Genomic DNA, 20,003 nt, shown 5'->3' on the forward strand with positions numbered 1-20,003 from the left:
TTCTTTCCCTATTCTTCTTCGTTGATGGAATGGCACAGAGATATAATCTAAACTGTGATCTAGGTTATACAAAAGTGGGGCAAGATGTCATCTACGCTCAAGTTGATGGATTCTATGTTGCCCATAGTACGGACGGCTTGGCTCCCAAGCAGTCGCAGGACTATATGATTAGAATATGGAAGTCCTATCAAGAAACAGTGCTTCGTGAGGGCATCGTCCCTCTAGAGCTATCCCTGGATATATACACGCCAAAGCGAGACAGCTATAGTCGCAGACCGCTCATTGTCTTCGTCCATGGTGGGGCTTTTCTCCTAGGGGACAAGGGGGATATGCTAGGACGACTGATTGGAGAGAATTATGCTAGACGAGGGTATGTGGTTGCTAGTATCAATTATCGCCTGGGTTGCTCTTTTCTAGGTTTATCGGCGATTAAACGTAGTATTTATCGTTCCGTTCAGGATCTTCGCCAAGCTACGGCTTATTTAGTGAACAATGCAGGTCGCTATGGTATAGATCCACAGCAGATATTCTATATCGGCCATAGTGCGGGAGGGATGACTGTTCTAGCGACTGCGTTTATGCAAGAGGGACAAGAGTATCAAGCACGATCGGATAATATGTTTCGTCATGATCTTGGAGATTTGCCTTACGCTCCTCGACCTCGAGCTATAGTTAGTCTCTGTGGGGCTATAACGGACTTAGATTTAATCAATAAGGATGATGCCGTGGCTGCTCTGCTTATCCACGGAGAGGAGGATGATCTACTTCCTCTAGATAAGGGATTCCCCTTCAAAATACTACTAGGTCGTAGGCTCTCTTCACTTGGCAGTATGTTTTACAATGTCTATGGTTCTCGCCCTATTGCTCGACGAATGCGGGACGTGGGACTGTCTGCTAAACTTGACATTATTCCAGGAGTGAAGCACGATTTACTCATCAATGAACAAGGAGGTATTAGTCAAGATTGGGCGGAAGTAGACCGTTATATAGCGACATTCCTACTCTCTTGTCTTAAATAAACAAAATAAAAACAACTCATTATGATAAAGGTACTTCAGGGTGATATTACTACTGTATCCTGCGACGCTGTAGTAAATGCAGCTAATTGCTCCCTCCTAGGGGGCGGTGGAGTGGATGGTGCAATACACCGTGCCGCAGGCGGTGATTTACTCAAGGAGTGTAGTATGTTGGGGGGCTGTCCTACGGGTGAAGCCAAAGTTACACAGGCATACAATCTACCCTGCCGATACATCATCCACGCAGTAGGTCCTGTTTATATGGGTGGGCTGCACAATGAGGCAGAGCTACTTCGCTCTTGTTATAGGCGGGCTATGGAACTAGCCATAGAGTTGCGTTTGAAGCATATTGCCTTTCCCTGCATCAGTGCTGGAGCTTATGCCTATCCTAAAGAGGAGGCGACTCAGATAGCACTCGATATGCTTATTCCCCTAGCTGCCGAATATGGGATTCTAGTTACGGTAGTATGCTACAAGACTGATATGTATGCTATCTATAGGAGACAGATCGCTCAGCGTTGGCTAGATGCAGTCCGCCTGAGTCTCTCTTTGGCAGATCCTCTATCTTTGGGAGATGAAGACTGGGGACAGTGGTACAAGGAACTCATCTATAGGCTCTCCTTGCACCCTTGCGATGTGGAGCAGATTTTGCAAGACATAGAGAGTAAGGCCATGATGCAACTCTCTGTAGAGGAGCGAAGTGTGATCCTAGGGGCTGTTTCGGCTTTAGGAACTGAGGAGTTGACTGAGCCTACACCGCTATTACTTGAGGTACGCATGCGCCAAACTCTAGAGCAGATGGAACTGAATACATGTTCTCTCGAGGATAAGGCGCGTCTGTGGAACGAGTATCGTAAGCTATATACTCTGCGCTATGCGGTTCGGAATAGGGATATATTTGAGCGTATATATGCCCCTCTTCAGCCTCTAATCGGTCTTATTTCTTTTGAGGAGGCAGTAGCTAGCAGGGCTGTGCAGCTACAGTTATCTCCTCTCACACAGGCTGCTGAATACGGTATGGTTGTAGATACTAAGTATGCCCTCCCAGAGGGATACGATCCCCTAGAACAACCCCCTCTTTGGCAGTGGCTAGAGCAAGCCGATTGGTACATGTGTATGGCGATACTCACAGTCATAGGAGAGAGCTATAGTAGAAATCGAGAGCGAACGTTGCGCTTTGTTCTTGAGGAGGACTGTGTGCCTCAACTTCTCATCCGCATGCTTACCCTTAGCGAATCCTAATCGTTCAATAATTATAATTACATCAATACAAACTAGCTGTTATATAGTATGAAAAATACCAAATCCCCACTCCTTCTGCTGATTTTTGCGTTGTTGAGTATCACTTTCAAGGCGTATGCCTAAGGTAGCGAAGTCCCCATCATAGAGAAGGTCTTGCTCGCAGTGCTGAGACAGGAGCCAGCTCTCTTCCCTTACTTCACTGAGGCAGATATAGCACGAGTTTCGGATCCTGAAATTCAACGGAAGATGCGCAAGCGAGGAAGCGAAAAGGAGGTGCACGAGTATCTGAGAGAGTGGTACGAAAAGAAGAGCTTCAACATCTATGACCCTGAGATGGAGAGTATGCTCAAAGAGATTCGGAGGCTTGGCAAAGACCCTGAGCTCGTCAGTGAGGTGTGTGCTATCCTCTTCAACGGTGGTAATGGCTTGCTCTGGATCATCAAGTACGATGCTACTTGGTACTATGCAGGTGGATTTTAATCAAAATAGTATAAGTATTACGTAAATCAAACAAACCAATGACTAGTAAATTTTCCATTAAGAGTACCCTTCTTAGAGGTCTCTCGTCTGCAATCTTCAATACATCGATTAAGATCTCGTTGAGGAGGCTTTTTTGTAGCCTTTTAGTTATACTTCTATTTGTCTCCTGTGCTTCGGATACCTTGTTGATACCAGAGGAGCAAGCAGCCACTCAGATACTAGAGGCCATAGCTAGCGCGGATGCCAGCAAGTTTGACTGGATCACTCAAGATGAGGCGCTCGACCTAGGTATACCAGAAGAGGAATTCGAGAACGAGGAAAGTCTATTCTATTTCCTCGGCAGGAGAGACAGCTTCCTTAAGATGGCTACGGCTGCTTTTCTTGAGCTAAAGATGGAGGCTGAGAAGATAGGTATAGACTGGAGCGACTACTATCTAGATAGAGTAGAGTATAAAAAGGAAGGAAAAAATTCGAATGGGATTGATAGAATATCAGGACGGATTTTTATCATGAGCGGAGGACAAAGATATGCTATGGAGTTTAAGGAGGTACTCATTACAAAGGACGGGAAATGGAAGTTTCTCCTACTATCATCTTTATTTGAGCGGGTGTATGGCGACGGATCTTATTCGCAAGATATGCCAATGCCTGAATTGAAGCAAGATGGGGACTTCGAAGAGTTTATCACCTCTCTGGCTGAGTGCTTTAAGGCTGGAGCTGCTGAGGAGGTCGATAAGATTATACTGGAAGATGAAGTAGGTACGAAGGTAGTTGCGCATGAAAGTATGATACCATCTCTCTTTATCGATCACATGCAGCACAGCTTCATAGAGGCTGTACGCAACCATACTCTAGAGTATGATGAGAAGAACTATGCTCTGCTCATAGATTGGGGGTTTACAGATAAGTTTAAGTTAGACGAAGAAGAGATATGGAATAAAAGCCTCGTCTATGAAGTCAAATCTTCAGAAGAAATGGATGTCCTTTCTGGTATATATTATACCTACAAGGGTAAGTGGTATCTTTGGCAGATGTACTAATGACGAATTATCAGCAATGGATAGATGCTGCTGCAAGGCTGGCCCAGAGACTACACGCAGGGCAGGTAGATAAGGCAGGTATGCCTTACTTCGAGGAACATCTTAGATTAGTAGCTGCGCAAGGGCGCACTTGGTTAGAGCAGATAGTAGGTTATCTGCACGATGCAGCAGAGGATACTCCTTATACCGTGAGCGAAGTACTCGAGCTACTAGAGGCGGAAGCCAAAAATCAGTTGCCATACACTACGAAGCTAGAGCTAAGCCACGCGCTTAATTTGCTCACGCACCAAGAGGGAGCTACACGCAAGCAGTATATAGAGGCGATAGCTACATCACCTCTAGCTACGGCGGTTAAGCTACATGATTTACAGCATAATATGGTTCTCTCTCGCTTGGCTTCGCCTACGGAGCAAGATCTGGATAGGAATACGCGCTACATGGCGGAGTATGAGTATCTCCTCATTAAGGATACCAAGCCCATCCTCTATATAGATATGGACAACGTTCTCGTCAATTTCGAGAGTGGCATTGCTCGTCTAGATGATGCGACTAAGGTGGAGTATCAAGGTCGCTTGGATGAAGTGCCAGGTATCTTCTCTCTCATGGAGCCAATGGATGGAGCTGTGGAGGCAGTGGTACGGCTTCAAGAGGTTTACGATGTTTATGTTTTGTCTACAGCCCCTTGGCTCAACACCTCTGCTTGGTCTGATAAATTACTCTGGATTCAACACTACTTTGGACTCGATAAAGATACTCCTCTTTATAAGAGACTTATCCTATCTCACCACAAACATCTAAATCAAGGTGCTATCATAATTGACGATCGTACTAAGAATGGGATCGAATCCTTTTCAGGACAGCATCTTCATTTTGGAACTGAAGCTTGTCCGAATTGGAACTCTGTATTACATCTATTAAACATCAAATAAGTATTAGAGTGTATGCCTCTACTCATATCTTTGCTCCTCTGTCATTACTTGGCGGATTATCAGTTAACGAATAGGCGGATGCTTGTAGCTAAGTCTGATGGACAGAAGATTTTACCGATCATAGAACATGCTGCAGTACATGCGACTTTAATGCTCTTCGTTTTATTCGTTTTTAAGGTGTCTTGGCAAGTGGTGCTACTGGGCTTTGGTATAGAACTAGGAACTCATTTTGTTATTGATGTTTCCAAGGGGTGTATTACGAAGCGTTATCCCGTTTTTGCAGATATGCGTCGCAAGCCTTATTGGCAACTATATGGTCTAGATCAATTCCTTCATACCTTGGTTGTCTTATTGATCTATCATTTAGCTAATCCTTGATTAGATGACGGAGCTCAGAATCTGCCTTAATTCGTTCAATCTCGGTATCGACAAGGCTTAGCACCTCTTGTTTGACACGCTTATAATTGGCTTCGATAGTCTCGCTGAGATTATCGGAGCCATCTTTGTTTGTGAACTCAGCAATGACGGGGATAGGCTCGTATGCCTTAGTTTCGGTAGATACCTTGGCGACATCAACCACAATCTCAGCGTGAAAGATTTTCTGCTCGATGCGTTCATCGAAGTTATCGGAGACCGCTCCGACAAACATACCCTGCGTGAGGTTAGAAATCTTGCTGGCAGGGATTAGGCTATCCATCTGTGTGGAAATAGAGGTGGACTTGTCATTGCGGTTGATGGTCATCGACTGGCGTTGCTGAAGCACCTTGCCGAAGCGTTCGCTGAGGGTCTTCGCCGTTTCGCCTACTACTTGACCGCTGAACACATTGCCCACAGTGTTCTGTATTACCTTGCTCTCCTTGTCGCCGTAGTCACGAGTCAGCTGCGAGAAGTCCTGAAAGCCTAAACACACCGCTACCTTGTTACTTCGTGCTGTTGCAATGAGGTTATCCAGCCCACGAAAGTAGATGGTTGGTAGCTCGTCAATGATAACCGAAGACTTGAGTTGCTTCTTCTTGTTGATGAGCTTCACGATACGGCTGTTGTATAGCCCGAGAGCTGCCGAGTAGATGTTTTGGCGGTCAGGGTTGTTGCCTACGACCAAGACCTTCGGCTCTTGGGGATTATTGATGTCGAGGGAGAAGTCGTCGCCCGTCATCACCCAATAGAGAGCTGGCGAAATCATACGGGATAGCGGTATCTTAGCTGATGCTATCTGCCCTTGTAACTGGTCTTGAGCCCCGCCTTCCCAAGCGTCCATAAAAGGAGAGAGATAGTTGGCCAGTTCATCATAGGAAGTCAGGATGGGGAATATTTGAGCATAGGGGCGATTGAGGAACTCAATAGCGTGGGGGAAGGTACAGTACTTACCATTTTCATAAATCTTGAGATACCAGATGATGGCAGCCAAGAGGATGATAGGTGACTCGACAAAGAAGTCCCCCTGCTTTTGTATCCACGTGCGGTTGAGGTTCAACATAATCGTATAGGCAGACTCATAGGCATCCGAGATGTCCGTCATAAAGGACGGATTTATAGGATTACAGCGATGCGACTTTCGTGGGTCATCAAAGTTGATAACATAGAATTGTGGCTTCCTCATAGGCATCAAGATGATGACGCAGATGATTGTAAGCAATCTCGGAGAGGTCAGGAAACTTATAGTCGTAGATGTACATCGCAAAGCCTTTCTCGATTTGTTGCTTGATGTAGTTGTTCACGATGGCAAAGGACTTACCTGAACCGGGAGTGCCGAGCACCATCGAGGCACGGAAGGGATTCACCACGTTAATCCAACCCCTATTCCATCGCCTTTTGTAGTAGAAGCGAGTCGGCAAATTGATGGAGTACTCGTTGGTCATCAATCGTGTTTCCTGCATAAAGCTCTCGTTCTCGACATTGAAGACATCGTCCATGAGGTTGTTCTTGAGTAGGCGACTCATCCACACACCACCCATCAGGAGGCAGATGTAGCCGACTGAAAGTGTAAAAATGTAGAGCGAAGCTGCTCCTACTTTACCAATCGGTAGAGCAAGTAACCACCAGTTGAGAAAGAATAGGACAAAGCCCACAGCGAGCACAGCACATATCTTTGACCAAGTGATTTTCTCCTCCTTGACACCCTTGGTGCCCAAACAGGAAAGAGCAAGGAAGACCACGCAGAAGAGCTTCGTCCAAAGGATGGTGGAAAACAGTCCTGTCGTTCGCTGAAAGTTCATCAGGATTTTGTCTACAATGCCCAGCGTAAAGTCCCACGCATGAAAGGCTTCATAGCAAAACCAATAACAGTTGATGAGGAGGAATATCACGGATAGTCCTCGCATAAAGTCCATAATCTTGCCAAGTGCTCTCAAATCATCTTCTTGTGCCATAGTTGTAATATCATTTGAATAGTGTTCGAATCGTGTTATAATGCTGTTCGTTTACCGTTTTCTTCGCTTTAGTCTGATCTTGTTTTGTCTGCGAAGTTTGCGTTGCCAAGCTACCTCTTTCCAATCGTCGTTGCCTATTGGTAGAGATGTGTCACCTACCAACTCTTCAAGGACTTCATCAATGAGATTATCGCCCGCTTTTTCTTGTATTAGCAGGTTCTGTGTAAGTTGTTTGTTGACTTGTTCTGAAGCTGCTATTTGGCCATAAAGCTCTTCGTTTAAGAAGTGGTTGTGCGTCAAGTCAGAGAAATAGGCTTCAAATTGATTGGCTCCATAGCCCTTTCCTAATCGAGAGCCATTGAGAGCCACACCTGACTTATCGTCAATGAAAGTGATGCCGTAGATACGACCATTGTTATTCTTCCTGATGACTGCTCGTAGACCTTCATTCTCTAGTCCACGATGCAGTCTCTCCTCTGTTCGGGGAGAAGTTCTCATCACTTGTAAGACCCTTTGTCGTATGTTTGCCACAAGCGGTTTGATGTTCTGTTTGGATTGCTGCATCTTATGTTGAACAGCAGAATAGCCTACCCCTCGTCCAATTTCTGAGGCATGGATAGGTATACCGATCTTATTCCCCTTACCATCTGTTGGGACATAGACCAGTCCGTTGTATCTCTTTCCTCTATACTCCGTTTTCACCTCCTCTACGGCAAGGTTATACTTGGTAAGAATTGCATTGAATTCTCCCAAAGAGCAGAAATGGTAGTGAGAAATGACGGAGCGGGCAACAGAGGCGATCTGTTCCCTTATATTTCCGTTCTCCTGTTTTACATCTTGAATCGTTGCTATCTGGTCTTTTCTTTGAGTTGTACTTGGAATCAAGCCATACTTGCGTTCCAAGGTATCGGTTATCTTCTTACTTCGTCTCTTCTCAAATTGGTCATTCAGTTTGCGCCCCTTTCCATCTATGCGTAGTGATACGATATGAATATGTTCGCGTGCAATGTCGTTATGCTTAAAGATGATATAGGGCTGCTTGCCATAGCCGAGTGCCTGCATGTACTCTTGGGCTATCCGAGCAAGAATATCGTCCGATAGTTTCTCATCGGGATGTGGATTGAGAGAACAGTGAAAGACCACATTCTTCGTCCTGCATTTTTTTGGAATAAGTGCTTGCATATCGGCAAGAACTTCACTCATTGTGTACTTACCGTTGGTGTTCTGATACAACCCCTGAGCCAAGAGTATTGTCGCCTCTTTAGCCTCCACTTTTTTGAAGTTGTAGCCGAGTGCTCCTCCGAGATTGGCTGTGCTGGAAATCTTCGCAATCATCGCTTGCGGTAGTCTATGGTAAGGGCTATTGCCTGCTCTTGTAGGGCGACAATCTGTGAAGCATATTGCTCTAACCTTTGTAGCAAAAGTTGAGCTGTTTTCACTGAATGGTAGCTGTTGATTGCCTTCACAACTTGATTGTAGAGGATGCCTATTTTATGAACTTGTGCCGTGAGTTCGGAGAGTTTACGATAGTATTCCACGGCTGATTTGTCTACGGTAATGACCTTAAAACTCTCTCCCAAAAGACGGGCACGCACGAAGTCTGACTTTGTTTCTGCTCCCGATTTGTGGAAGAGAGCAATGACCTTTTGTTGGTCTTTGGGATTGGGTAGGCGAGTATCCCACCTATCCCAACGTTCTATCTTTTCATTCATGGCTGTATTGTTGGTTAATGACGACTTTGGAGTCATTTTCTCCTCGCACCGAGGCAAGGGGGCTTTGTCGGCAGAAACGGAGTTTGTCGGACAAAGACACACCTTGCCGGTATCAAGAGATGATGCTGATGAAGCATCCACCCTCTTCGGGGGCTACTTCGATGGAGATAGTTCTCCATTTTCTATTCCTCTGCAAAGTTAGAGGCTTGTTGTAACAGTCTCATCATAAGGGATATTCCGAGAATATCCTGCTATTTCCCGATGCTTCCCGAGGGGTTGAAAGCGACTGATTTACCAACTTATTTTGCAGCGGATTTAGGTCAGAACCGACTGACCGACCTAACTCAGAATAGACCAACCGACCTCCGTTTGTAAGTCGGTTCAAAAGTAGGAAAGTCACGATGTAGAGCAGTTATTGAATCCGTCAGTTAATCAAGATTTCAGTCGCTTAGTTTAGACTGAGTTATCTATTCACTAACGAATCAACTTCAGAGCATCGGTCGGTCACTAAATCCAAGAATCAGTTATTTCCGTAAACAGTTATCTGACATGAAAACACTCCCTATGCAAGCTCCCATTTATTTGGGCTTCGCCTCACAAAAAGGCGGTGTCGGCAAGAGCTCTCTTGCCGAAATCCTTGCCTCCATACTTTACTATGAGAAGCATCTCCCTCTCGTAGTGGTCGATTGTGACGGTACTCAGGAATCGTTCTATAAACTTCGAGAGCGGGAACGCAATCTCATTCAAACTTCCAAGGAGCTGAGCGAACAGCTCAAAGTCCATTTTACCAAGTTTGGGCATCCGGCTTATCCCATTTTACGCTCCACCCCTGATGCGGCCTTGAAAGATGTCCAAAAGTATCTGGAAAGCTCGGAACGAAAGGAACGGTTGGTCATCTTTGACTTTCCGGGGCATGCCGGTACAGAAGCCCTTTTACAGCTCTCCATAGAGATGGACTATATCATCTCCCCCATAGAAGCCGATCCTCAGTCCCTGGTATCCGGTTTTGCCTATGCTCAAACCGTTCGGGACTTAGGTCTCAGTTTTGAAGACGCACGCATTCGAGACCTCCTGCTTCTTTGGAATAAAATCAATCGCAGTGCCAGTCCTGTGGTTGTCGACCACTATACGAAATATGCCCAAGAGGAGGAGATCAACCTCTTTGATACCCGTATCTACCATTCGGTGAAGTTTTCTCGAGAATTAGGTCAGGGAGGCGTCAAAGGCGTTTTCCGCAGTTCTTATTTACCACCCGTACCTGCCCTTCGTCTATCCACAGGGGTAGATGAATGGGTAGAAGAAGTTCTCCAACGTTTTTACCTTATCCATGAATAAATCATGCCTTCCATCCAAGAAAAACGACAAAAGATATTGAGTGCCAAACTTCAAGAGATGGGCGATATCGGGGTTACGAAGCGTAGTGCAGAGGAGTCCCCCTTTTTCGACCAACCCGTGGAGTTAGAGCCACAAGAGGCTCCGATACCGACAGAGGAGACATCCGAGGATGCTATATCTACGATGACAAGATCTAAGAGTAACAAGGAGAGCGGATGCTCTTTTCAAGAGTACCAAAAACGCTTCTTCGCTCCCTCTCGTGATGGTATCGGGAAATCTGGCTTCACCATCCATGGGGAGATTCTGCAGACTCTCCGAGATGTCCTTCGTGACGTCCGCTCCAAAGCGACACTTACGGCCTATATAGAAAACATCCTCTTGGAGCATCTGAAAGAGCATCAGGCCATGCTCAACAAAACAGCGGCACAGTACAAACGCAATCCAACCATCAATTTAGACTTGTAACGATGCAAACAATACTATTGAATGTCCTGCTTCTCTTGGTTATCATTTGGGTGCTACTTCTCATTCGCTATACTTACTGCATCAAATTCTCTCGAATGGGTAAGCAGGAGCAAGGGCAAGCAGCTCCTAAGGAGGAGCAGAACAGAGAGGAGAAACTTCACGTTCTGGTGGGGAAAAGCAAGGGGCTTAGTCCCTCAGATTTCCCTAAAGTTCCCAAGACTTCCTCCTCCGAAAAAGCGCTTGAAAATGCCAATAACTTTGCGGAGTCCGAGGTGTCGGAGCAGCAAGAGAAAACTGAAGAAGTGCCCACGATTAGTGAGGAAGAGAACGAACTCCATGTCGCTTATACCATGGACACCGTTGATGAGGATGAGGTCTTGAGAGAGGAACTGATGTTCACTCCCGATCCGACTCCGGAGGTTTCTCCATCGGCAATTCTTGCCCGTGACCTTGTGCGCATGGGATGCTGGAGCAAACATGACGATGCCCTCGATGAAGAGGATGAAGCAGAAGTTCAGGCAACCCTCAGTAAAGTGCAAGGCACTGACTTGATCGAGAAGTATAGGGAAAACCTCAAAGCACAAGAATCGAAGCATACCAAGTTCTTGGAAGCCATGCGTCGTGCAGAGGAAGCTCAAATACAAAGCGATATGGAAAAAGTTGAACATTCCCCAAGACGAGAACCGCAGGAAGGCAACGAAAGAACCTTAGACTATTACCTATAAAACACAAGCGGAGTAATGGATGGGGTGGCACATGAAGGCTACACGCAAGTAGTACCATGAAAACGAGCTACAGGGGTGCTCCCCATCCAGACCTCCCCATACAACAAAGAACAACCTATTCATAATCAATAACAATAAATCCAATAACATGAACAGAAAGAAAATCGCATTGATGTTGCTCCTCATCGCCACAGCAACTGCAGGAGCTTATGCACAGGGGAACGGTATGGCCGGTATCAACGAAGCGACTAAAATGGTGACGAGCTATTTCGATCCCGGTACCAAATTGATTTATGCCGTCGGAGCCGTGGTCGGCTTGATTGGGGGAATCAAGGTATACAATAAGTTCAGCTCGGGAGACCCTGATACAAGCAAGACCGCCGCCTCTTGGTTTGGGGCATGTATCTTCCTTATCGTGGCTGCCACCATCCTTAGAAGTTTCTTCCTCTAATGGGATCTTGGGAAATCAATAAAGGTGTAGGACGCACAGTGGAGTTCAAGGGCTTGAAAGCTCAGTACCTCTTTCTCTTTGCAGGAGGACTTCTAAGTACTTTCATCGTAGTGGTCGTACTGTACCTCTTGGGCATTAGTCAGCTCGTTTGCCTTGGCATAGGCGTATTGGGTGCCACGCTGGTAGTGTGGCAAACGTTCGCTATGAACCGCAAGTATGGTGAGCACGGGCTGATGAAACTCGGAGCAGTACGCTCGCACCCACGGTATCTGTCGAACCGCCGTACCGTCTACCACCTGTTTCGTAACCTCAAATCACAAACGACAAGATGAGAAACAGCAGTAAGATGAGCACTCTGGAAGCGAAGTTTCCCCTACTATCGATTGAGCAGGGGTGCATCGTGAGCAAGGAAGCCGACATCACCGTTGCTTTTCGGGTAGAACTGCCCGAACTCTTCACGGTGACTTCTGCCGAATACGAGGCGATGCACTCAGCTTGGCACAAGGCGATAAAAGTGCTACCTAACTTCAGCATTGTGCATAAGCAGGATTGGTTCATCACAGAGGAATACCGGGGCAAGCTCGCAGAGAGTGGATTGAGCTTCCTCGCCCGCTTCTCGGAGCGACACTTTAATGAGCGTCCTTATCTGCACCACTCGGTCTATCTCTTCCTTACCAAAAGCAATAAGAAGCGTATGGCACAGCAGAGCAATTTCTCTACTCTCTGCCGTGGGTATCTTGTCCCCAAAGATATTGAGGATAAAGACTCTGTCTTCAAGTTTATGGAAGCCGTTGATCAATTTGAGCGCATCATCAACGACACAATGCTCATTCGTTTAGAGCGTATGACGGAAGAGGAGCTTGTGGGGACAAAGGAGAAAAGCGGTTTACTTGACCGTTATTTCTCTCTTTCCGATGAGCATCATGCTTCGCTGGAGGACATCCGATTGGGTGCCGACCTTGTACGTGTGGGCGACAATAGGCTTTGCTTGCACACTCTCAGCGACACGGACGACCTGCCAACGACTGTCAGCACGGATAGCCGTTACGAGCGACTATCCACCGACCGCAGTGACTGCCGCCTCTCCTTTGCTTCGGCCGTAGGGCTGATGCTTCCATGTAATCACATCTACAACCAATACCTCTTTATTGAGGATAGCGATGCCAACCTGCAACGCTTCGAGAAGCAGGCAAGAAATATGCACTCCTTGGCTCGCTACAGCCGTAGCAACCAGATTAACGAGGAGTGGCTACAAGAGTACCTTAATGTCGCCCATTCTCAGGGTCTCTGCTCTATCCGTGCCCACTTCAATGTACTGGCATGGAGTAGTGACAGCGAGGAACTGCGACAAATCAAGAACGATGTGGGGAGTGCCTTGGCTCTTATGGAGTGCAAGCCCCGACACAACACCATTGATGTGGCTACACTCTACTGGGCAGGCATCCCCGGCAATGCTGCCGACTTCCCCTCGGAAGAGAGTTTCTATACTTTCATCGAGCCTGCGCTCTGCTTCTTCACAGCCGAGACAAACTACAAGGACTCACTTTCTCCCTTTGGTATCAAGATGGCAGACCGCCTGTCGGGTAAGCCCATACACCTGGACATCTCTGACCTGCCGATGAAAAAAGGTATCATCACCAACCGCAATAAGTTCATTCTTGGTCCGTCGGGGAGTGGCAAAAGTTTCTTTACAAATCACATGGTACGCCAGTACTACGAGCAGGGAGCACACGTCCTGCTTGTCGATACGGGTAACTCCTATCAAGGTTTGTGCGAACTCATCCATGGCAAGACGAAGGGTGAAGATGGGGTCTACTTCACCTATACGGATGAGAATCCCATCTCTTTCAATCCCTTCTATACGGATGATTACCTCTTTGATGTAGAGAAACGAGAGAGTATCTGCACCTTGCTTTTGACCCTTTGGAAGAGTGCGGAGGAACAGATTACCAAGACGGAAGCGGGAGAGCTTGGTTCGGCTGTCAATGCCTATATCGAACTCATTCGTTCGGATAGAAGCATCACACCCTGCTTCAATACCTTCTACGAGTATCTGCGTGACGTGTACCGAGAGGATATGGGTAAGCGAGAGATTGAGGTTACCCTCTCCGACTTCAACATCAACAACCTCTTAACGACCCTCAAACAGTATTATCGAGGCGGTCGCTACGACTTTTTGCTGAACTCGGATAAGAACATCGACCTGCTCAGCAAACGCTTCATCGTCTTTGAGATTGATGCTGTGAAGGATAATAAAGACCTCTTCCCCGTGGTGACCATTATCATCATGGAAGCCTTCATCAGTAAGATGCGTCGCCTCAAAGGTATTCGTAAGATGATACTCATCGAGGAAGCATGGAAGGCCATTGCTTCAGCCAATATGGCGGACTACATCAAGTATTTGTATAAGACCGTCAGAAAATTCTTTGGTGAGGCGATTGTCGTCACACAGGAGGTGGACGACATTATTCAGTCGCCCATCGTCAAGGAGAGCATCATCAACAACTCCGACTGCAAGATCCTGCTCGACCAGCGCAAGTATATGACTAAGTTCGACGGCATACAGGCTATGTTAGGGCTTTCTGAAAAGGAGAAGAGCCAAATCCTCTCCATCAATCAGAACAACGATCCCAACCGTCTTTACAAGGAAGTTTGGATAGGCTTGGGCGGTATGCAGTCTGCGGTTTATGCTACGGAGGTGTCGCTGGAGGAATACCTCACCTACACGACCGAAGAGACTGAAAAGCTCGAAGTGATGCGCCTCTCGGAAGAGTTAGGCGGAGACATCGAAACAGCTATCCGTCGCTTGGCTATGGAGAAACGACAGAAGTAAAACCCTTAAACAACAGAACCCATGAAAAAGTACATCCTTATGGCTCTCCTTGGATTGAGCCTCTTTACTACGCAAGCTCACGCTCAGTGGGTCGTAAGTGACCCTATGAACTTTGCGGGCAACATTGCCAATACGGTCAAAGAGATTGCCACAGCCTCCAAGACCGTCAAGAACACCTTGAACGGTTTCAAGGAGGTGGAGAAACTCTACAATGACACCAAGAAATATTACGATGCTCTCAAAAAGGTGAATAACCTCATTGGAGATGCCTACAAAGTGAAGGAGACCATCTTGATGGTGGGTGACATTTCAGAGATTTATGTCTCCTCCTATAAAAAGATGCTCAGTGATACGAATTTCCGTCCTACCGAGCTGGCTGCCATGGCTTCGGGCTACAGCAAACTTCTGGAACTGAGCGGAGAGAGTCTGAAGGAGTTGAAATCCGTTGCTAAGAGCAATGTCTTCTCCATGAACGACAGCGAGCGGATGCAAATGATAGACCGCATCTATAACACCGTTCGAGAGTATCGCTCTTTGGTATCGTACTACACTCGAAAGAATATCTCCGTGAGCTATGTGAGAGCACGACAAAAGGGAGAGCTTGAGCAGGTACGATCCCTATATGGAAGTTCAGACATACGTTACTGGTAAGCCATGGATTTTTCAAGTTTACACGAACTGCTTCGCTCCACCTATCAGGAGATGATGCCCTTGGCCTCGGAGATGACAGGTATTGCCAAGGGGATAGCGGGCTTGGGAGCTCTGTTTTACATTGCCATACGTGTTTGGTCGTCACTGGCAAGAGCCGAGCCGATAGATGTCTATCCTTTGCTTCGCCCCTTTGTTTTGGGCTTCTGTATCATGTTTTTCCCTACGGTGGTACTTGGTACGATGAATGCAGTTCTCTCTCCCGTGGTGAAAGGCACAGAACAGATGGTACACAAGCAGGAGGGAACACTTGACAAACTGACTGCAGAACGTAACAAACTGCAGGAGGAGGCCTACCTGCGTAATCCCGAAACCGCTTATCTCGTCTCGAATGAGAAGTTCGACCAAAAGATAGAAGAGATGGGGATTATCGGCCCCGAAGATGCCGTAACTATTGCAGGAATGTATGCAGAACGTGCTGCCTACCAAACCAAGCGATGGTTCATGAAAAAGGTGCAAGACCTTTTGGAGCTTATCTTTCATGCTGCCGGTCTTGTCATCGACACACTCCGCACTTTCATCTTGATTGTTCTCTCCATCCTCGGTCCGGTTGTTTTCGGCATTGCCGTGTGGGATGGTCTTTCGGGGTCACTGACTGCATGGTTTTCACGCTACATCTCAGTCTATCTCTGGCTACCTGTCAGCTCCATCTTGACAGCCCTTCTGACAAAGATTCAAATCTTGATGATTCAGAAAGACATCGCCCTGTTAAGTGACCCCAACTACATTCCTGAAGTGGGCAGTTGGTACTATATGGTCTTTTTCCTTATCGGTATCATCGGCTACTTCTCTGTTCCGACCGTTTCGGGATGGATTATCGAAGCAGGAGGAGGTATCGGTTCTTATGGACGTAACGTGAATCAGACGGCTCAACGGGGAGCGCAGGGAGCTTATCTCGGAGGAAAAGCCGCTGCTGCAGGGGCTGGTGCTTCTATCGGTAACATCGGAGGTCGTATCAAAGGAGCTCTACTGAGAGGGAAAGGAAACTAACAAAGAAAAACAAACAGCATTTTTATGGAATTCAAATCACTCACCAATATCGAAACCTCATTCAAGCAGATACGGCTTTATGCCCTGCTTTTTGTACTGCTCTGCATTGCAGTCTGTGGTTATGCGCTCCATGCCTCCTACTCTTTTGCCTCTGAACAGAGGGAGAAGATCTATGTTTTGGACGAAGGGAAATCACTCATTTTGGCTCTAAGCCAGGATGCGGCAATGAATCGTCCCGTCGAGGCACGTGAGCATGTCAGACGCTTTCATGAGCTCTTCTTTACGATTGCACCCGACAAGGCAGCTATCGAAGGGAATATGGAGCGAGCCTTTCTGCTCTGTGACAAGTCCGCATTCAACTACTACAAAGACTTGGCAGAAAAGGGCTACTACAATCGAGCCATCTCGGGAAATGTCAACCAACGTATAGAGATTGACTCTATCCACTGCAACTTTGACAGCTACCCCTATGAGGTAACAACCTATGCTCGCCAGTTCATCCTGCGTCAGAGTAACGTTACGGAGCGTAGTCTCATTACGACCTGCACGCTTCAGAACTCCGTCCGCTCGGATAATAACCCGCAGGGCTTTCTGATGGAGCACTTCCTCGTAAGGGAGAATAGAGACCTGCAAACCTATAAACGTTGATGCCATGAGACAGACATTTACACGAGCTTATCTCCGTCTCCATCTTTGGTTGCGCCGGCGATGTGACAGAATGAGCCCTCGCAGACGGAAGATTTTTGTCTACACGCTGAGTCTGCTCTACCTCATTACCTCTTGTGTCATGATAGCCAACTTGTTTTTACCCAAGGCGGAGAAGTCGTCCTCTAATATCATCGTGGAAGAGGTTGTCGATAGCCCTATCCCACGAGATAGCGTACGCCCCGATATGATTATGTACCAATTAGCTTGTAACAATGGAAAAGAAACAGAAAGAACAACTTAAGAAGATACTCATCTATAGTGGTATCGGCTTACTCTTTACGCTCTCTATGTGGTTTATCTTTCGTCCCTCTGAAAAGAGCGGAACAGAAGAAAGGGGGCTGAATAAAGAGTTGCCTCAAGCCACCGTGGAGCAGCTCCCCGAGAATAAACTCAAGGTCTATGAAATAGGAGAGCATTTGGAGCAAGAGGAGATCTCCCGCAGTGAAATGGGACAACTCTCCGATTACTTCGAGCGACAAGGAGAAGAGACGGACGACTCCGAACATACCTCCTCGGTCTCCAAAGTTGCCTCTTCGATGGAACGCTACGAGGAAAACAGTCGCCTTCTTTCCTTTTTTTACGATTATGACCCAAGAGAGGAAGAGCGAGAAGCGATGCAGGCCGAGATAGAAGAACTCCGAGCTCGATTAGAGGCGCAAGAGAGCGAGCAGGATGAAGAGGAGAAACAGCTTGCCTTGATGGAAAAAAGCTACCAAATGGCAGCCAAGTACATGACTCAAGCAACTCCTCCAAGTAATTCCCCTTCAGCTACCAATGCAAAGGAGGAAACTTCGGTTACCTCAGCTTCAACGACCCTACCCGAAGTGGAGTTGATGCCCGAACGGAAGCATTTGGTCTCTTCCCTTGAGCAACCGATGACGGACTCTGCCTTCATTGCCGAATATGCAGGAAGAGAACGTAACCTTGGGTTTCACTCGCTCTCGGCACAACGTCCCAACCCCCTTCGTAACACTCTTCGATGCGTGGTGGATAGAACAACGACACTCCAAGAGGGAGACATTATTGTCCTTCGTCTGACGGAGGGAGCTCGGCTCCATACTCTCTCTCTGCCTCGCTACAGCCGTATCGTGGCTCAAGCTAAAATTGAGGGCAATCGTATGCGACTGCTTGTTCAAAGCATCGAGATCGGAGGTTACATCTCCTCCGTCAAGCTCTCAGCCTACGACACAGACGGACAAGAGGGCATCTACATCCCCGGCTCTGAGAATCTATCTGCCCTCAAAGAAATGGGGGCGAACATCGGAGGCACTGCCGGCACCTCCTTCACCTTTGCTTCTTCCGCTAAGGATCAAATTATCTCCGATGTTGCACGCGGTGTGATGCAGGGGGCTTCACAGCTTTTGCAAAAGAAACTGCGTACTGTTAAAGTGACGCTTAAAGGGGGCTATCGCCTCTATCTGCTACCGACTCAATAACAACCAAATCAGATATTATAAAGACAATGAAAAAATGGATTTTATCAGCCCTGATGCTCTGCTCATTTGGGCTAACGGCTTTTGCTCAAACAGAATGTAAAGAAACAACGCCTGCTCATTTACTCTCTTCAGGAGAACTCTTTCAAGGAATGAGCAGGGCGATTCCTGACGGGAGAGTCGTACTACCTTACGGCTTGGAAGTTACCTTCGACAAAACGGTGCACCTTATCTTTCCATCGGCCATCCGATATGTGGACTTGGGAAGCAATAACCTGATTGCAGGTAAGGCGGAGGATGCCGAGAATGTGCTACGTGTCAAGGCTGCCGTTCGAGACTTCGAGACAGAGACCAATATGAGTGTCATCTGTGAGGATGGTTCTTTTTACTCATACAACGTAAAGTATGCCGAAGAGCCCGAGAAGCTCAACGTAGAGATGAAAGACTTCCTCTCTCCGACAGACGGACGCCTACCCTCTAATCGCGCAGACATCTATTTCAAAGAGTTGGGCAACGAATCTCCCATACTCGTAAAACTGATGATGGAGAGTATCTACAAGAGTAACAAGCGTACCATTAAGCATATCGGGATACGACAGTTCGGAATGAGGTTTCTACTTCGGGGACTCTATGCGCACAATGGGCTGCTCTATTTTCACACACGCATAGACAATGATACCAATATGAACTACTCAGTGGATTTCATCACCTTTAAGGTCGTAGACAAGAAGGTTGCTAAGCGTACTGCGATTCAAGAGCATATTCTGCAACCCTTGCGTGCCTATCATCAGATAATGTGGGTGAAAGGACAGAGTAGCAACCGAAGCATCTTTGCCTTAGAACAGTTTGCACTATCGGAAGATAAACAGCTCGAAGTTACGCTCTATGAGAGAAATGGAGGGCGCACACTCTCTTTCTATGTACAAAATGAGGATCTTCTGTTGGCTCGACGTATCGATAACCTTAAACTGAAGTGGTAAGCCCTATGAAGAAGTTTTGTTTATTCCTCGCTTGTGCAGTCTGCGGATTCATTTCCGCAAACGCACAGCGACTTATCCCCAAGCAAAAGGGGATTGAGGTGGTGGCATCTGTGCCTCTGATTAAGAGCGAGAAGCTCTTTACGAAGGGACAGTTTGGTGTGGGAGTTTCGCTCACGAAGTACCTCAAGCGAGAGAACTATGCCTTTCTCTCGGCAGAGTACGAAGACCAGAGCCTGCCATATCGCACCTACCAAGTGCCGATGCGTGATATGCTCCTGCAAGTAGGCTATATGCAATCTATCCTCTCGGATAGAGGCAAGAACATCTTTGGCTACCTCGGTATCTCTGCTCTCGGAGGTTATGAGGAACTCAATGAAGAAAAGTCTTTGCTACCCGATGGGGCAACCCTGCTTGACCGCTCTCGCTTCGTCTATGGCGGTGCGGTGCATAGTAGCATTGAGTGCTTCCTCTCAGATAGGTTGCTCCTCGTCCTCAAAGCTCAGGGGCGGCTACTTCTCGGTTCAGATGTGCATCGTTTTCGTCCTGCACTCTCGGCAGGCATTAAGTTCAACCTTTAAGCAACAAGA

General features: G+C 47.1%; 21 protein-coding genes and 2 pseudogenes. 20 read left to right on the forward strand and 3 right to left on the reverse strand.

Annotated features, from left to right (window positions below; translation table 11 throughout):
- Positions 1–164: 164 nt before the first annotated feature.
- The 6 genes and pseudogenes from HQ29_RS09940 to HQ29_RS06915 all read left to right on the forward strand — a co-directional run bounded on the left by HQ29_RS09940 (position 165) and on the right by HQ29_RS06915 (position 5,085).
- A complete protein-coding gene (locus HQ29_RS09940; RefSeq protein WP_235318035.1) occupies positions 165–1,019 on the forward strand; it encodes an alpha/beta hydrolase in 855 nt (284 codons plus the stop codon).
- Positions 1,020–1,040: 21 nt separating this feature from the next.
- Positions 1,041–1,529 (forward strand): annotated as a pseudogene (locus HQ29_RS10680) (O-acetyl-ADP-ribose deacetylase); the annotation flags it as partial.
- 882 nt (positions 1,530–2,411) lie between these two features.
- A complete protein-coding gene (locus tag HQ29_RS06900; RefSeq protein WP_152566505.1) occupies positions 2,412–2,738 on the forward strand; it encodes a hypothetical protein in 327 nt (108 codons plus the stop codon).
- A 38-nt stretch (positions 2,739–2,776) separates the two neighbouring features.
- On the forward strand, positions 2,777–3,778 hold the full coding sequence (locus tag HQ29_RS06905; protein ID WP_036868672.1) for a hypothetical protein: 1,002 nt from the start codon (positions 2,777–2,779) through the stop codon (positions 3,776–3,778).
- Positions 3,778–4,707, forward strand: coding sequence for a 5' nucleotidase, NT5C type (locus HQ29_RS10465; protein ID WP_052089938.1), 930 nt, complete (start codon positions 3,778–3,780; stop codon positions 4,705–4,707). The genes HQ29_RS06905 and HQ29_RS10465 overlap by 1 nt, the downstream gene beginning before the upstream one ends.
- Positions 4,708–4,719: 12 nt before the next feature.
- Positions 4,720–5,085, forward strand: a complete 366-nt coding sequence (locus HQ29_RS06915; protein ID WP_036868675.1) for a DUF3307 domain-containing protein — start codon at positions 4,720–4,722, stop codon at positions 5,083–5,085.
- Here the strand turns inward: HQ29_RS06915 and mobC are convergent.
- From mobC to HQ29_RS06930, 3 genes and pseudogenes are all read right to left on the reverse strand, one after another.
- Positions 5,075–7,076: pseudogene (mobC, locus tag HQ29_RS06920) on the reverse strand (conjugal transfer protein MobC). The gene HQ29_RS06915 and the pseudogene mobC sit on opposite strands and share 11 nt — an antisense overlap.
- Positions 7,077–7,127: 51 nt before the next feature.
- Complete coding sequence (mobB, locus tag HQ29_RS06925) at positions 7,128–8,411, reverse strand: conjugal transfer protein MobB (protein WP_036868677.1); 1,284 nt, start codon at positions 8,409–8,411, stop codon at positions 7,128–7,130.
- A complete protein-coding gene (locus HQ29_RS06930; RefSeq protein ID WP_036868680.1) occupies positions 8,408–8,788 on the reverse strand; it encodes a plasmid mobilization protein in 381 nt (126 codons plus the stop codon). The genes mobB and HQ29_RS06930 overlap by 4 nt, the downstream gene beginning before the upstream one ends.
- Between HQ29_RS06930 and HQ29_RS06935 the strand changes: the two genes are divergently transcribed.
- From HQ29_RS06935 to HQ29_RS06995, 14 genes are all read left to right on the forward strand, one after another.
- Complete coding sequence (locus HQ29_RS06935; protein ID WP_018964952.1) at positions 8,787–8,990, forward strand: hypothetical protein; 204 nt, start codon at positions 8,787–8,789, stop codon at positions 8,988–8,990. The genes HQ29_RS06930 and HQ29_RS06935 overlap by 2 nt on opposite strands.
- Before the next feature lie 347 nt (positions 8,991–9,337).
- Positions 9,338–10,123, forward strand: coding sequence for a ParA family protein (locus HQ29_RS06940; RefSeq protein ID WP_036868684.1), 786 nt, complete (start codon positions 9,338–9,340; stop codon positions 10,121–10,123).
- 3 nt (positions 10,124–10,126) lie between these two features.
- Positions 10,127–10,588, forward strand: coding sequence for a DUF3408 domain-containing protein (locus HQ29_RS06945; RefSeq protein ID WP_036868687.1), 462 nt, complete (start codon positions 10,127–10,129; stop codon positions 10,586–10,588).
- Positions 10,589–10,590: 2 nt separating this feature from the next.
- On the forward strand, positions 10,591–11,313 hold the full coding sequence (locus HQ29_RS06950; RefSeq protein ID WP_036868690.1) for a hypothetical protein: 723 nt from the start codon (positions 10,591–10,593) through the stop codon (positions 11,311–11,313).
- Positions 11,314–11,461: 148 nt separating this feature from the next.
- Complete coding sequence (locus HQ29_RS06955) at positions 11,462–11,764, forward strand: DUF4134 domain-containing protein (RefSeq protein ID WP_018964948.1); 303 nt, start codon at positions 11,462–11,464, stop codon at positions 11,762–11,764.
- Positions 11,764–12,096 (forward strand): DUF4133 domain-containing protein, encoded by a 333-nt coding sequence (locus tag HQ29_RS06960; protein ID WP_036868693.1) that lies wholly within the window; start codon positions 11,764–11,766, stop codon positions 12,094–12,096. Before HQ29_RS06955 ends, HQ29_RS06960 begins: the two co-directional genes overlap by 1 nt.
- Entirely contained in the window at positions 12,093–14,597 is a 2,505-nt protein-coding gene (locus HQ29_RS06965; RefSeq protein WP_036868696.1) for a TraG family conjugative transposon ATPase, read from the forward strand. Before HQ29_RS06960 ends, HQ29_RS06965 begins: the two co-directional genes overlap by 4 nt.
- Before the next feature lie 21 nt (positions 14,598–14,618).
- Positions 14,619–15,248: a DUF4141 domain-containing protein gene (locus HQ29_RS06970; RefSeq protein WP_036844577.1), complete on the forward strand. Its 630-nt coding sequence runs from the start codon at positions 14,619–14,621 to the stop codon at positions 15,246–15,248.
- Positions 15,249–15,251: 3 nt separating this feature from the next.
- Positions 15,252–16,295: a conjugative transposon protein TraJ gene (gene traJ / locus HQ29_RS06975; protein WP_026292168.1), complete on the forward strand. Its 1,044-nt coding sequence runs from the start codon at positions 15,252–15,254 to the stop codon at positions 16,293–16,295.
- Positions 16,296–16,319: 24 nt separating this feature from the next.
- The gene (traK, locus tag HQ29_RS06980) at positions 16,320–16,943 is read left to right on the forward strand and encodes a conjugative transposon protein TraK (protein ID WP_036868701.1); all 624 of its coding nucleotides are present in this window, start codon (positions 16,320–16,322) and stop codon (positions 16,941–16,943) included.
- 4 nt (positions 16,944–16,947) lie between these two features.
- A complete protein-coding gene (locus HQ29_RS10200; RefSeq protein WP_080737640.1) occupies positions 16,948–17,244 on the forward strand; it encodes a hypothetical protein in 297 nt (98 codons plus the stop codon).
- On the forward strand, positions 17,216–18,439 hold the full coding sequence (gene traM / locus HQ29_RS06985; protein WP_036868703.1) for a conjugative transposon protein TraM: 1,224 nt from the start codon (positions 17,216–17,218) through the stop codon (positions 18,437–18,439). Before HQ29_RS10200 ends, traM begins: the two co-directional genes overlap by 29 nt.
- 26 nt (positions 18,440–18,465) lie before the next feature.
- Entirely contained in the window at positions 18,466–19,416 is a 951-nt protein-coding gene (gene traN, locus HQ29_RS06990) for a conjugative transposon protein TraN (RefSeq protein WP_036868705.1), read from the forward strand.
- A 5-nt stretch (positions 19,417–19,421) separates the two neighbouring features.
- Positions 19,422–19,994: a conjugal transfer protein TraO gene (locus HQ29_RS06995; protein ID WP_036868707.1), complete on the forward strand. Its 573-nt coding sequence runs from the start codon at positions 19,422–19,424 to the stop codon at positions 19,992–19,994.
- The last annotated feature ends 9 nt before the right edge of the window (positions 19,995–20,003 follow it).

It is taken from the genome of Porphyromonas canoris, from assembly GCF_000765975.1.
GTDB classification, from domain to species: Bacteria; Bacteroidota; Bacteroidia; order Bacteroidales; family Porphyromonadaceae; genus Porphyromonas_A; species Porphyromonas_A canoris.

What these genes read in the sequence shown, in the direction of transcription:
- HQ29_RS06915 (WP_036868675.1), top strand. Translation starts at nt 4,720, where the DNA reads ATGCCTCTACTCATATCTTTGCTCCTCTGTCATTACTTGGCGGATTAT.
- mobB (WP_036868677.1), bottom strand. Translation starts at nt 8,411, where the DNA reads ATGATTGCGAAGATTTCCAGCACAGCCAATCTCGGAGGAGCACTCGGC.
- traK (WP_036868701.1), top strand. Translation starts at nt 16,320, where the DNA reads ATGGAATTCAAATCACTCACCAATATCGAAACCTCATTCAAGCAGATA.
- HQ29_RS06935 (WP_018964952.1), top strand. Translation starts at nt 8,787, where the DNA reads ATGGCTGTATTGTTGGTTAATGACGACTTTGGAGTCATTTTCTCCTCG.
- HQ29_RS06950 (WP_036868690.1), top strand. Translation starts at nt 10,591, where the DNA reads ATGCAAACAATACTATTGAATGTCCTGCTTCTCTTGGTTATCATTTGG.
- HQ29_RS06905 (WP_036868672.1), top strand. Translation starts at nt 2,777, where the DNA reads ATGACTAGTAAATTTTCCATTAAGAGTACCCTTCTTAGAGGTCTCTCG.
- HQ29_RS09940 (WP_235318035.1), top strand. Translation starts at nt 165, where the DNA reads ATGATTAGAATATGGAAGTCCTATCAAGAAACAGTGCTTCGTGAGGGC.
- HQ29_RS10465 (WP_052089938.1), top strand. Translation starts at nt 3,778, where the DNA reads ATGACGAATTATCAGCAATGGATAGATGCTGCTGCAAGGCTGGCCCAG.
- HQ29_RS06955 (WP_018964948.1), top strand. Translation starts at nt 11,462, where the DNA reads ATGAACAGAAAGAAAATCGCATTGATGTTGCTCCTCATCGCCACAGCA.
- HQ29_RS06995 (WP_036868707.1), top strand. Translation starts at nt 19,422, where the DNA reads ATGAAGAAGTTTTGTTTATTCCTCGCTTGTGCAGTCTGCGGATTCATT.
- HQ29_RS06965 (WP_036868696.1), top strand. Translation starts at nt 12,093, where the DNA reads ATGAGAAACAGCAGTAAGATGAGCACTCTGGAAGCGAAGTTTCCCCTA.
- traJ (WP_026292168.1), top strand. Translation starts at nt 15,252, where the DNA reads ATGGATTTTTCAAGTTTACACGAACTGCTTCGCTCCACCTATCAGGAG.
- HQ29_RS06930 (WP_036868680.1), bottom strand. Translation starts at nt 8,788, where the DNA reads ATGAATGAAAAGATAGAACGTTGGGATAGGTGGGATACTCGCCTACCC.
- HQ29_RS10200 (WP_080737640.1), top strand. Translation starts at nt 16,948, where the DNA reads ATGAGACAGACATTTACACGAGCTTATCTCCGTCTCCATCTTTGGTTG.
- HQ29_RS06970 (WP_036844577.1), top strand. Translation starts at nt 14,619, where the DNA reads ATGAAAAAGTACATCCTTATGGCTCTCCTTGGATTGAGCCTCTTTACT.
- traM (WP_036868703.1), top strand. Translation starts at nt 17,216, where the DNA reads ATGGAAAAGAAACAGAAAGAACAACTTAAGAAGATACTCATCTATAGT.
- HQ29_RS06945 (WP_036868687.1), top strand. Translation starts at nt 10,127, where the DNA reads ATGCCTTCCATCCAAGAAAAACGACAAAAGATATTGAGTGCCAAACTT.
- HQ29_RS06960 (WP_036868693.1), top strand. Translation starts at nt 11,764, where the DNA reads ATGGGATCTTGGGAAATCAATAAAGGTGTAGGACGCACAGTGGAGTTC.
- traN (WP_036868705.1), top strand. Translation starts at nt 18,466, where the DNA reads ATGAAAAAATGGATTTTATCAGCCCTGATGCTCTGCTCATTTGGGCTA.
- HQ29_RS06940 (WP_036868684.1), top strand. Translation starts at nt 9,338, where the DNA reads ATGAAAACACTCCCTATGCAAGCTCCCATTTATTTGGGCTTCGCCTCA.